Origin of the sequence: Nocardioides oceani (assembly GCF_030412965.1) — a bacterium.
Taxonomy (GTDB): Bacteria; Actinomycetota; Actinomycetes; order Propionibacteriales; family Nocardioidaceae; genus Nocardioides; species Nocardioides oceani.
On record NZ_JAUHJQ010000008.1, the window covers coordinates 1 to 11,279 of the forward strand.

Here is an 11,279-nt window from a genome sequence, read left to right on the forward strand (position 1 = left end):
GCCGCGGTGCCGGCCGCGGTGCCGGCCGCGGTGCCGGCCGCGGTGCCGGCCGCGGTGCCGGCCGCGGTGCCGGCCGCGGTGCCGGCCGCGGTGCCGGCCGCGGTGACGATCGGGGTGCCGACCGCGGTCGTGTGCCCGACGACGCGGCGCAGCGCGTCCGGAGCACACGACCGCGGGGCGGGTCGGCGACCTCGGTCAGCAGGTCACAGGTGACGGCCGCAGTGCGGCCACGGCGACCGACCGCGCTGGCCGTAGAGCAGCTTGGCGCGGTAGGTCTGCTCGCCCGCCGACGCGCGGTGCGGCATGCCGCCGCCGCCGACGCTGCGCCAGGTGCTGACGTCGAACTGGTACAGGCCGTAGTAGCCGGCCGGGTTGACCGCGCGCGGGTCGCCGCCCGACTCGCAGCGGGCGAGGGCGCGCCAGTCGAGGTGGTCCGCGCCCGGGACGGACCGGCGCGCGGCCCCGACGAGCACCCGGCGGGGCCGAGGCTCGCGCAGCACGTCCTTGCGGACCGCGCGGCGGACGACGCGCTCGTTGTGGGTCACCCGGATGACGCGCACCCGGCGCACGCCGGGCCGCCCGTCGCGGACGACGCGTCGCTGGCCGGGCCGCAGCGACGTCGTACGCCGCTCCTCGACGCCGGCGCGGAGCCGGACGCGGCGGCTGGTGACCTCGCGGTCGACCCGGACCACCTTGACGGTGTCGCCGCCGCGGAGCCGGCGCCGGTCGCCCGCGACGCGGCGGTCGTCCCGGACGACGCGGACCTGGTCGCGCCGGGAGACCCGGACGCCCTGCTCGCGCAAGAGTCCGGCGGCCCAGTCGGCCGACGTCCGCAGCGAGCGGGTGCCGCGCGACCCGACGCGGAGCCGGACGGTGGTGTCGCTGGTGCTGTCGGTGCTGGTGACGGGGGCGGGGGTCGGTGCGTCGACCTGGTCCTCGGCGGAGGCCGGTGCCGGCAGCAGCGCGAGGACGACGGCCGTCATGAGGCCCGAGGTCGCCGCGCGCAGGGACGGGCGGCCGGGCAGGAGGGAAGGGACGGACTGCAGGGAAGGCATGGGGATGGGGAGGTCCAAACGGGATTCGACGCCCTCGCCGTGCTGCGAGGGTCTCCTGGTCGTGACACGGCCGGCTACGGCCGCGGGAGCCCGACCGGAACGACGGCGTGGGCCGCCCGGCGGGACGGCCGTCGACGGTACGTGAGCCTCGGCGCCCGGTCGAATCAGCGCACCTCGCCCGGTCGCCCCGTGGCCGGGGTGGACCTGCGCCGGCCCGCGGTGGTCTGCTGCTGGCGTGCGCGTCGTCCACCTCTCCCCCGCCACCCTCGAGGCCCTCGCCACCGGCGACCACGCGGCCGCCCGCGCCGCGTCGCCGGTACCACTCAGCGACTTCGTGCTCACCGACCCGGGCTGCGTCGCGACGTGGCGCCGGCGCGCCGAGCAGGTCCTGCTCACGCCGCAGGACGCCGCCTGGGTCACCGGCCTGCTGGTCGCGGGGGCATCCGGCGACGGCGGCGCGAGCGGCGGGGAGGGCGTCGGGGAGGGCGTCGGGGAGGTCGTCGTGGGCCAGGGCGGCTTCCACGCCGCTCCGGACGAGGACGGGATGGTGGAGATCGGCTACAAGGTCGACCCGGCGCGGCGGAGTCGGGGCCATGCGAGAGCCGCGGTGGCCGCGATGCTCGACCGGGCGCGCCGCGACCCCGAGGTACGGGTGGTGCGGGCGTCGGTCTCGCCGGACAATGCCGCCTCACTCGCGGTGCTCGCGCCGTTCGGCTTCGTGCAGGTGGGCGAGCAGTGGGACGAGGAGGACGGGCTCGAGCTGGTCCTCGAACGGGGGGTGTGACGCCGGTCGCGTGTGCTGGTGGAGAGCACGGGTACACGGCTCGTGTCCGCCCCCCTGGAAGGAGCACCCGCCCATGACCGAGCCCGCCGACCTGCGAGCCCGCGCCGCCGAGCTGCCGAAGGGCGACGTCGTCGCCGTCCTGCTCGAGCAGCACGCCCGCATCCGCGAGATGTTCCAGACCGTGCTGAGCGCGGGCGAGGAGCACAAGCAGCACGAGTTCGACCGCCTGCGCGCGTTCCTCGCCGTCCACGAGACGGCCGAGGAGATGGTGCTCCGCCCGGTCACCGCGCGGACCGACGCCGACGTCGCCGACGCCCGCAACCGCGAGGAGGCCGAGTCGAACGTCGTCCTCGCCGAGCTCGAGGACCTCGACGCGACGAGCGAGGAGTTCGGCGCCCGGTTCACCGCGTTCCAGGAGATGGTCGTCGGCCACGCCGAGGCCGAGGAGCGCGAGGAGCTGCCCCGCATCCTGGAGACCTGCGACGAGCCGATGCGCCAGGTCATGGGCAAGGCCCTGCTCGCCGCCGAGGCGGTCGGCCCGACCCACCCTCACCCCTCGACCGCCGGCTCACCCGCCGCCCAGTGGCTCGCCGGTCCCGTCGCCTCGCTGGTCGACCGGGCCCGCGACGCGGTCAAGGCCGTCACCGGCTGATCGTCAGTCGCGGGCGGGGTACGCCGCCCCGCCGTCCGCCGCGAGCGCCTCGGCGACGATCCGCAGGTGCTCCTCCTGCATCTCCGGCGTCATGGCCGGGAGCACGTCGTCCCAGAACGCCAGCATCGCGCCCCGGCCCTGCATCATCCCCGCCGGGCGGGCCAGCGCCCACAGGTGGAAGTGCTCCGACCCGTCGCCCCAGCGGCTGAAGTGGACGCGGGCGACGCCCGGCACCTGCTTGACCGCCCGGCTGAGCCGCTGCAGCAGCGGGCCCAGCGTGGCGAGCACGTGCGGCGGGGCGTCGTCGAGCCGGCAGTGCTCGTTGGGCGCCAGCCCGCCGACGTACGGCAGTCCCATCCGGGTCCAGCCGGCGGTGACGTGCCAGGTGTCGTCGGCCCAGATCGTGTGCCGGCCCAGGGTGCAGTGCGGGCAGGCGGACCGGTCCTCGACGCCGCGCCGCGGCTCCTCGGGCACCAGCATCGGCGCGAGCGGCAGGAGCCGGACGTCCTCGAAGCTGGTGAGGGGCCCCTCGAGGAGGGGCGAGGCGTCCAGGCGCTCGCCGATCGGGAGCGTGCGGTGGTACGGCGAGTCCGCCGGCTGCTGGTCCATGCCGCCGACCCTAGGACCGGTCAGCGCCGCGCGGTAACGTAGCAGGCGACCGCCGTGGCGGCGGCGACGTTCAGCGAGTCGACGCCCTCGGCCATCGGGATGATCGCCCGCCGGTCCGCGGCCTGCTCCCACCGCGAGGAGAGGCCGTGCCCCTCCGAGCCGAGCACGAGCGCGACCTTGTCGACCCCGGCCACGGCCTCCTCGATGGGCGAGGAGTCGGCCGCGAGGGTCAGCGCGACGGTGGTGAAGCCGCGCGCCGAGAGCGACGGCAGCGCGTCGTGCCAGTCCGGCAGCCGGGTCCACGGCACGGCGAAGACGGTGCCCATCGCGACCTTGATCGACCGGCGGTAGAGCGGGTCGGCGCACCGCGGCGCGAGGAGCACCGCGTCGAACCCGAGGGCGGCGCCGGAGCGGAAGATCGCTCCGACGTTCGTGTGGTCGACGACGTCCTCCAGGACGAGCACCGAGCGCGCGTCCGCGAGCACCTCGTCGGGGCTGGGCAGCGGGCGGCGCTCGAGCGAGGCGAGCGCGCCGCGGTGGACGTGGAAGCCGGTGACCTGCTCCGCGAGCGCCTCGGAGAGCACGTAGCAGGGCGCGTCGGAGCGGTCGATCACGTCAGCGAGCCCGTCGAGCCACCGCGGCGCCATGAGGAAGGAGCGTGGGGTGAAGCCGCCCTCGACGGCGCGCCGCACGACCTTCTCGCCCTCGGCGAGGAACAGCCCGTGCTCGGCCTCGAGGTTCTTGCGGAGCTCGACGTCGCGCAGGTCGCGGTAGTCGACGAGCCGCGGGTCGGCCGGGTCGTCGATCTCGACGAGGCGCGCCATCAGACCGCGTCCGGCCCGGCGTCGGTCCCGGCGTCGGGCGCCTCGAAGCGCCCGGGGTGGGCGACCGCGACGACGTCGCCGACGACGATGATCGCCGGCGGCTTCACCTGCTCGGCCTGCAGCCGGTCGGCGAGCGTGCCGAGGGTCGCGAGCACGGTCCGCTCCCCCGGCATCGTCCCGTCGCACACCACGGCGACCGGCGTGGAGGCCGCCCGGCCGCCGGCGACGAGCGCGTCGGCGATCGCGGGCGCGTTCTGGACGGCCATCATCAGCACGAGCGTCCCGCGGAGCCCGGCGACGGCCGACCACGCGGTCAGCGACTCGGGGTGTCCTGGCGGCAGGTGGCCGGAGATGACGGTGAACTCGTGGGCGACCCCCCGGTGGGTCACCGGGATCCCCGCGACCGCCGGGACCGAGACGGGGCTCGTGAGGCCCGGGACGACGGTCACCGGCACGCCGGCCTCGCGGCACGCGATGACCTCCTCGTAGCCGCGCCCGAACACGAAGTTGTCGCCGCCCTTGAACCGGACCACGCGCTTGCCGGCCAGCGCCCGCTCGACGATGACCCGGTTGATCTCCTCCTGCTGGGCGCTGCGCCCGCGGGGCAGCTTGGCCACGTCGACCAGCTCCACGTCGGCCGGCAGGTCGCCCAGCAGCTCGCGCGGGGCCAGCCGGTCGGCCACCACCACGTCGGCGTCCATGAGCGCCTTGCGGCCGGCCACCGAGATCAGCTCCGGGTCACCCGGCCCCCCGCCGACCAGCACGACGCCCGGCGTACGGCTCCGCTGGCGGCGCGAGCCCAGGAGGCCCTCGCGCATCTGCTCGACGACCTCGTCGCGGATCCGTGCCGAGCGCTGCGGCTCGCGGTTGCAGAGGACCGCCACGGTGACGCCGTCGTGGCGGCCGGTCGCCGGGGTCCAGGCGGTCGCCCGGGTCGCGTCGTCGGCGCGGACGCAGAAGACGCGGCGCGCCTCGGCGGCGCGGCTGACCCGCTCGTTGACGGTCGGCAGGTCGGTCGCCGCGATGCAGTACCAGGTGTCGTCGAGATCGGCGTCCTCGAAGCCGCGCTCGTGCCAGGTCACCTCACCGGAGCCGACCAGGCCCTCGATCGCGGGCGTGACCTGCGGGGCCACGACGTGGACGTCGGCGCCGGCCGCGATCAGGTGCGGCACGCGGCGCTGCGCGACGTGACCGCCCCCGACCACGACGACGCGGCGGTCGGCGAGGCGCAGGCCCGCGGGGTACGTCGGGAAGTCGTCCACCCCCACATTCTCGCGTGTGGGGGCCGGCGGCCGGTGGTACGGGTTCGGGGACCGGACTACGTTCGGCCACGACCGTCCCCTGCGATAGGAGCGCCATGACCTCGTCCCTCGACCGCCCGGTGACCCCGAACCCCTACGAGCTGCTGCCGGCCGTGCCGTCGTTCACCGTCGCCAGCACCGACGTCACCGACGGGCAGCCGCTGGACGACGCCCAGGTCGCCGACGGTGGGGACACCTCGCCGCAGCTGTCGTGGTCGGGCGCACCGGAGGGCACGCGGAGCTACACGATCACCTGCTTCGACCCGGACGCGCCGACGCCGAGCGGCTTCTGGCACTGGGTGCTCGTCGACGTGCCGGCCGACGTGACCGAGCTGCCCGCCGGCATCGGCGCCGAGGGCTCGGACCTGCCGGGCAGCGCGTTCATGTGCCGCAACGACGGCGGCTCGAAGGCGTTCACCGGCGCGGCGCCGCCGCAGGGCGACCAGGTGCACCGCTACTTCTTCGTCGTCCACGCGGTCACCGAGGAGACCCTCGGGGTCGACTCCGACGCCTCGCCCGCCGTCGTGTCGTTCAACCTGGCGTTCAAGACCGCCGGCCGCGCGATCCTCCACGGGACCTACCAGCACTGAGCGAGGAGGCGTCAGCGGACTCGCCGATGGTGGTCGAGCGAGCCGCGCGACCGAGGTACGAGGTCGCGACCGGTGTGTCGAGACCCGGTGACGGACGCAGGGCCGTAGCCACCCTCACCGGGCTTCGACACGCTCGCTGGCGCTCGCTGCTCAACCAGCGGTGGGGCGCAGGGCCGTAGCCACCGTCGCCGGGTTTCGACACGCTCGCTGGCGCTCGCTGCTCAACCAGCGGTGGCGCTGGCGCTCGCTGCTCAACCAGCGCATGACCGGGTCTCGACACGCTCGCTGGCGCTCGCTGCTCGACCAGCGGAGGCGCTGGCGCTCGCTGCTCAACCAGCGGACGCCCGGCGGAGGAGCTCCTCGAACGGCGTGGGCTCGGCGAGCTCGTCGTCGACGGTGCGCCGCAGAGGTGAGCCCGCGGCGTCGGCGGGGCTGACCTTGCCCACGAGGGCGGCCAGCTCGCCGGCGGCGCGGGTGATCCGCTGCTCCAGGTCGGGGCTGGCGAAGTCCTCGGTGGCGGCGAAGACGCCGGTCGGGACGACGACGGCCCTCAGGTAGGCGAACAGCGGCCGCAGCGCGTGCTCGAGCACCAGGGAGTGCCGGGCGGTGCCGGCGGTGGCCGCGACGAGCACCGGGGTGCCGTCGAGCGTGCCCGGCTCGAGGACGTCGAAGAACGTCTTGAACAGGCCGGAGTACGACGCGGAGAACACCGGCGTCACGACGACCAGCCCGTCGGCGTCCCGCACCGCGGCGATCGCGGCAGCCAGCTCGGGGCCCGGGAAGCCGGTGAGCAGGTGGTCGGTGAGCTGGTGGGCCAGGTCGCGCAGCTCGACCTGGGTGACGGTGGCCTCCGCGAGCGCCTCGCTCGTCGCGGCGGCCAGCCGGTCGGCCAGCAGCCGCGTCGACGAGGGGTTCGACAGGCCCGCGGAGACGACGACCAGCCTGGTCATGCCAGCACGTCCTCGGCGCGGTGACCCGTGGCGGAGTCGGCGGCGGCGTACACCGTGGAGTCGTGGGCGCCGCCGGCGGCGGCGACCAGCGAGCCGTGGGTGGGGGCGTCCGGGACGTGCGCGGGCCGGCCCTCGGCGAAGCCCTTGCGCATCTCGGGGAGGATCTCGCCGAGCAGGTCGAGCTGCTCGAGCACCGTCTTCAGCGGCAGGCCGGCGTGGTCGACGAGGAACAGCTGGCGCTGGTAGTCGCCGACGTAGTCGCGGAACGACAGCGTCCGCTCCAGCACCTGCTGGGGCGAGCCGACGGTCAGCGGGGTGGCCTCGGTGAAGTCCTCCAGCGAGGGCCCGTGGCCGTAGACCGGGGCGTTGTCGAAGTACGGGCGGAACTCTGCGACCGCGTCCTGGCTGTTGGGCCGCATGAAGAACTGACCGCCCAGGCCGACGATCGCGGTGTCGGCGGGGCCGTGGCCGTAGTGCTCGAAGCGACGGCGGTAGAGGTCGACCATCTGCTGGGTGTGCGAGGCCGGCCAGAAGATGTGGTTGTGGAAGAACCCGTCGCCGTAGTACGCCGCCTGCTCGGCGATCTCGGGGCTGCGGATGGACCCGTGCCACACGAAGGGGGGCACGCCGTCCAGCGGCCGCGGCGTCGAGGTGTAGCCCTGCAGCGGGGTGCGGAACCGGCCGGACCAGTCGACGACGTCCTCGCGCCACAGGCGGTGCAGGAGCGCGTAGTTCTCGATCGCCAGGTTGATGCCCTGGCGGATGTCCTTGCCGAACCAGGGGTAGACCGGGCCGGTGTTGCCGCGGCCCATCATCAGGTCGACGCGGCCGTCGGTGAGGTGCTGGATCTTCGCGTAGTCCTCGGCGATCAGCACCGGGTCGGTGGTGGTGATCAGCGTGGTCGCGGTCGACAGCACGATCCGCTCGGTCTGCGCGCCGATGTAGGCGAGCGTCGCGGTGGGGTTGGAGGAGATGAACGGCGGGTTGTGGTGCTCGCCGGTGGCGAAGACGTCGAGACCGACCTCCTCGGCCTTCTTGGCGATCGCGACCGTCGCCTTGATCCGCTCGTGCTCGGTCGGCGTGCGACCCGTGGTGGGGTCCGTCGTCACGTCGCCGACGCTGAAGATGCCGATCTGCATGGCCCTGCCTCGTTCCTCGCGGATGTCGCGGAGTGCTCGAATGGTGGTTGAAAGCCGAACTATCCGTGTCAACCGGTGATCCTGCCACGGTATTCCGCGAGGATGCGCCGGTGCGTCGCGTGTCGTGGTGGGTCCCGGTCCTGGTCCTCGTGGCGACCGTCGCCCAGCTCGCCGTCGCGCAGTGGGTGCCCGGGATCGAGCGGTTCGAGGGCAAGGCGTTCGGCGCGCGGCTGGTCGCCTATCCCGTCCTGATGCTGCTCGCGCCGGCCGTGTGGTGGCTTGTGGACCGCCGCCGTGCGGTGCGGTCGGCGGCGCCGTACGGCGCGTTCACGCTGGTGATGCTCCCGTTCCTGGTCGACGTGACCGGCAACAGCCTCGACCTCTACGACGCGGTGGTGTGGTGGGACGACCTCAACCACTTCGCCAACTGGTTGCTGCTCTGCGCGGGGCTCGGGCTGCTGCTGTGCCGCGCGGTCGAGCCGCGGTGGGCGGTGGTCGCCCTGGTGACCGGTCTCGGCGCGGTGCTCGCGATCGGCTGGGAGCTCGGCGAGTGGTTCACCTTCATCCGCCACGGCACCGAGGCCGGCACCGCCTACGAGGACACCCTCGGCGACGAGACGCTGGGCACCCTCGGGGCGCTGGTCGCCGGCCTGCTCGTCGCCCACACCCTGGCGCGGGCGGGCGCCCGGGGGCCCGCGCGGACCGACCCGTGAGCCTCTGGCTCGCGATCGCGCGACGGGCCTTCCGGCGCTACTCGACCTACCGCGCGGCGACGCTGTCGGGCATCTTCACCAACTGCGTCTTCGGCGTGATCTACAGCTACGTCTACCTCGCGGTCTGGGCCGCCGCGCCCGGCGCCGGCGGCTACTCCTCGCAGGACGCGGTGACCTACGTGTGGCTCGGCCAGGCGCTGATCATGACGGTCGCGCTCTGGGGCGGTGGCACCACCGAGGAGCTGGCCGAGCGGATCCGTACCGGGGACGTGGTGATCGACCTCTACCGGCCGGTGGGGCTCATCGGGTGGTACCTCGCCGGCGACCTCGGCCGCGCGGCGTACCACCTGCTCACCCGCGGGCTGGTCCCGCTCCTGGTCGGTGCGCTGCTCTTCGACATCAGCGCGCCGGACGGCCCGGTCACCGCCGTCGCGGTGCTCCTCAGCGTGGCGCTCGCCGTGGTCGTCAGCTTCACGATGCGCTTCCTCGTCGCGGCGCTCGCCTTCTGGCTGCTCGACGCGACCGGCCCGCGGCTCCTCGCGGTGGTGCTGGCGACGTTCCTGTCCGGCATGGCCGTCCCGCTGGTGATCTTCCCCGACGGGCTGCGCGAGGTGGCGCTCGTGCTGCCGTGGGCCTCCTTCCTGCAGACCCCGGCCGACATCTGGCTCGGCGAGCGCACCGGCTGGTCCACGCTCGGCGGTCTCGGCCTGCAGGTCTTCTGGGCGGGCGCGCTGCTGGCGCTGTGCGCGGTCGTGCTGACCCGCGCGACCCGGAAGGTGGTGGTCCAGGGTGGCTGAGCCGGTGCCCGCGCGGGCGCTCGAGCCGGTGCGGCTCTACGGACGGATCGCCCGGATGTGGATCCGCGCGTCGCTGGCCTACCCGGTGTCGTTCTGGACGATGACGATCGGCGCGTTCTTCACCACCGCGCTGGACTTCGTCGGCGTGTGGATCCTCTTCGGGACCATCGACGGGCTCGGCGGGTTCGGCCTGCAGGAGGTGGCGCTGCTCTACGGCGCGTCGGGCATCGGCATCGGGGTCGCCGACCTGCTCATCGGCAGCGTCGAGCAGGTCGGGCAGCACGTCCGCACCGGGTCCCTCGACGTCATGCTGGTGCGACCCGTGCCGCTGCTGGTCCAGGTCTGCGCCGACCGCTTCCAGCTGCGCCGGCTCGGGCGGATCGCCCAGGCGAGCGCCGTGCTGGCCTACGGGTTCGGCGCCGTCGACTGGAGCCCGGCGCGCCTGCTCGTCGCGATCGGCATGGTCCTCACGGCATCGGTGGTCTTCTTCTGCTTGTTCGTGACCTTCGCCAGCGTGCAGTTCTGGACCGCCGACTCCAGCGAGTTCGCCAACGCGTTCACCTACGGCGGCAACGTGCTCACGCAGTACCCGCTCACCGTCTTCCCCGGCGAGCTGGTCAAGATGCTGACCTTCGTGCTGCCGGTCGCGTTCGTGAACTGGTACCCCTGCCTGTACCTCCTCGGCCGCGACGACCCCTTCGGCCTGCCCGCCTGGCTGCAGGTCGCCGGGCCGCTGCCGGCGCTCCTCCTGTGCGGCGTCGCCGCGCTGGTCTGGCGCGCCGGTGTCCGCCACTACGAGTCCACCGGGAGCTGAACTCAGCCCACGACGTTCCCCGACTCCCCCGCTACGCTCCTCCGTCGGACAACGCCTCGGGGACCCCGAGGTCGCGGGTGGACGCATCTGGAGGCCGCATGTCGATCATCGAGGCCCGGGACCTGGAGCGCACCTTCGCGGTACGTCGCCGGGCCGGCCGGCTCCGGCGCGAGCGGTCCACCGTCCACGCCGTGCGGGACCTCTCGTTCTCGATCGAGGCCGGGGAGATGGTCGGCTACATCGGGCCGAACGGCGCGGGCAAGTCGACCACCATCAAGATGCTCACCGGCATCCTCGTCCCGACCGCGGGCCACCTGCGCGTGGCCGGTCTCGACCCGAGCGCCCGGCGCACCGAGCTGGCGCGTCGGATCGGCGTGGTCTTCGGGCAGCGCACGACCCTGTGGTGGGACCTGCCGCTGCGCGACTCCTTCGAGCTGCTGCAGCGGATCTACCGCGTGCCCCCGGCGACGTACCGGCGCAACCTGGACCGGTACGTCGAGCTGCTCGCCCTCGGCGACCTCCTCGACACCCCGGTGCGGCAGCTGAGCCTGGGCCAGCGGATGCGCGGCGACATCACCGCCGCGCTGCTGCACGACCCCGACATCCTCTACCTCGACGAGCCGACCATCGGGCTGGACGTGGTGAGCAAGGGCCGGCTGCGGGAGTTCCTCCGGGCGCTCAACGACGAGCGCGGCACCACCCTGCTGCTGACCACCCACGACCTGCAGGACATCGAGGCACTGTGCTCGCGGGTGATGGTCGTCGACCACGGCACGCTCGTCTTCGACGGCCCGCTGGCCGGGCTGCGCTCGGGCGGCGGCGCGCGGCGCACGCTCGTGGTCGACCTCGTCGACGAGGCGCCGCCGATCGACGTCCCCGGCGCCAGCACCGACCGGGTCGAGGGGCCGCGCCAGTGGCTGTCGTTCCCGGCCGACGCGAGCGCCGCGCCCGTCGTCGCCGCGGTGGCCGCGGCCTACGACGTCGCGGACCTCTCCCTCCAGGAGCCGGCCATCGAGGACGTCATCCGCGAGCTGTACGCCGGAGGCTGAGC

Annotated in this window: 14 protein-coding genes; 8 read left to right on the forward strand and 6 right to left on the reverse strand. The window is 74.2% G+C overall.

Annotation, left to right across the window (positions count from 1 at the left end; translation table 11 throughout):
- Positions 1–213, forward strand: a 213-nt coding sequence (locus QWY28_RS16925) for a hypothetical protein (protein ID WP_300953747.1), incomplete at its 5' end; no start/stop codon positions are given.
- Here the strand turns inward: QWY28_RS16925 and QWY28_RS16930 are convergent.
- Positions 204–1,055 carry a resuscitation-promoting factor gene (locus QWY28_RS16930; RefSeq protein WP_300953748.1) on the reverse strand — a complete coding sequence of 284 codons (852 nt, stop codon included), beginning with the start codon at positions 1,053–1,055 and terminating at the stop codon, positions 204–206. The two genes, QWY28_RS16925 and QWY28_RS16930, sit on opposite strands and share 10 nt — an antisense overlap.
- A 235-nt stretch (positions 1,056–1,290) precedes the next feature.
- On the opposite strand from QWY28_RS16930, the gene QWY28_RS16935 reads away from it, so the two are divergent.
- Positions 1,291–1,839 (forward strand): GNAT family N-acetyltransferase, encoded by a 549-nt coding sequence (locus QWY28_RS16935; protein ID WP_300953749.1) that lies wholly within the window; start codon positions 1,291–1,293, stop codon positions 1,837–1,839.
- Between the two features lie 73 nt (positions 1,840–1,912).
- Complete coding sequence (locus tag QWY28_RS16940; RefSeq protein WP_300953750.1) at positions 1,913–2,491, forward strand: hemerythrin domain-containing protein; 579 nt, start codon at positions 1,913–1,915, stop codon at positions 2,489–2,491.
- Positions 2,492–2,494: 3 nt separating this feature from the next.
- Here QWY28_RS16940 and QWY28_RS16945 read toward each other — a convergent pair whose 3' ends face one another.
- From QWY28_RS16945 to cobA, 3 genes are read right to left on the reverse strand one after another with little or no spacing between them, the layout of a single operon-like run.
- Positions 2,495–3,100 carry an HIT family protein gene (locus QWY28_RS16945; protein WP_300953751.1) on the reverse strand — a complete coding sequence of 202 codons (606 nt, stop codon included), beginning with the start codon at positions 3,098–3,100 and terminating at the stop codon, positions 2,495–2,497.
- 20 nt (positions 3,101–3,120) lie between these two features.
- The gene (locus tag QWY28_RS16950; RefSeq protein ID WP_300953752.1) at positions 3,121–3,924 is read right to left on the reverse strand and encodes a TrmH family RNA methyltransferase; all 804 of its coding nucleotides are present in this window, start codon (positions 3,922–3,924) and stop codon (positions 3,121–3,123) included.
- Positions 3,924–5,186 carry a uroporphyrinogen-III C-methyltransferase gene (gene cobA, locus QWY28_RS16955; protein ID WP_300953753.1) on the reverse strand — a complete coding sequence of 421 codons (1,263 nt, stop codon included), beginning with the start codon at positions 5,184–5,186 and terminating at the stop codon, positions 3,924–3,926. The genes QWY28_RS16950 and cobA overlap by 1 nt, the downstream gene beginning before the upstream one ends.
- Positions 5,187–5,281: 95 nt before the next feature.
- Here cobA and QWY28_RS16960 point away from each other — a divergent pair, with 95 nt between their 5' ends.
- Positions 5,282–5,815 carry a YbhB/YbcL family Raf kinase inhibitor-like protein gene (locus QWY28_RS16960; protein WP_300953754.1) on the forward strand — a complete coding sequence of 178 codons (534 nt, stop codon included), beginning with the start codon at positions 5,282–5,284 and terminating at the stop codon, positions 5,813–5,815.
- Between the two features lie 329 nt (positions 5,816–6,144).
- Here the strand turns inward: QWY28_RS16960 and QWY28_RS16965 are convergent, their stop codons facing one another.
- On the reverse strand, positions 6,145–6,765 hold the full coding sequence (locus QWY28_RS16965; RefSeq protein ID WP_300953755.1) for an FMN reductase: 621 nt from the start codon (positions 6,763–6,765) through the stop codon (positions 6,145–6,147).
- Positions 6,762–7,904, reverse strand: a complete 1,143-nt coding sequence (locus QWY28_RS16970; RefSeq protein WP_300953756.1) for an LLM class flavin-dependent oxidoreductase — start codon at positions 7,902–7,904, stop codon at positions 6,762–6,764. Before QWY28_RS16970 ends, QWY28_RS16965 begins: the two co-directional genes overlap by 4 nt.
- A gap of 110 nt (positions 7,905–8,014) precedes the next feature.
- Between QWY28_RS16970 and QWY28_RS16975 the strand changes: the two genes are divergently transcribed.
- The 4 genes from QWY28_RS16975 to QWY28_RS16990 all read left to right on the forward strand — a co-directional run bounded on the left by QWY28_RS16975 (position 8,015) and on the right by QWY28_RS16990 (position 11,277).
- Entirely contained in the window at positions 8,015–8,617 is a 603-nt protein-coding gene (locus tag QWY28_RS16975) for a DUF2238 domain-containing protein (RefSeq protein ID WP_300953757.1), read from the forward strand.
- The gene (locus QWY28_RS16980) at positions 8,614–9,414 is read left to right on the forward strand and encodes an ABC transporter permease (RefSeq protein WP_300953758.1); all 801 of its coding nucleotides are present in this window, start codon (positions 8,614–8,616) and stop codon (positions 9,412–9,414) included. The genes QWY28_RS16975 and QWY28_RS16980 overlap by 4 nt, the downstream gene beginning before the upstream one ends.
- Positions 9,407–10,228, forward strand: coding sequence for an ABC transporter permease (locus QWY28_RS16985; RefSeq protein ID WP_300953759.1), 822 nt, complete (start codon positions 9,407–9,409; stop codon positions 10,226–10,228). Before QWY28_RS16980 ends, QWY28_RS16985 begins: the two co-directional genes overlap by 8 nt.
- Before the next feature lie 98 nt (positions 10,229–10,326).
- Positions 10,327–11,277: an ABC transporter ATP-binding protein gene (locus QWY28_RS16990; protein WP_300953760.1), complete on the forward strand. Its 951-nt coding sequence runs from the start codon at positions 10,327–10,329 to the stop codon at positions 11,275–11,277.
- Positions 11,278–11,279 lie beyond the last annotated feature (2 nt).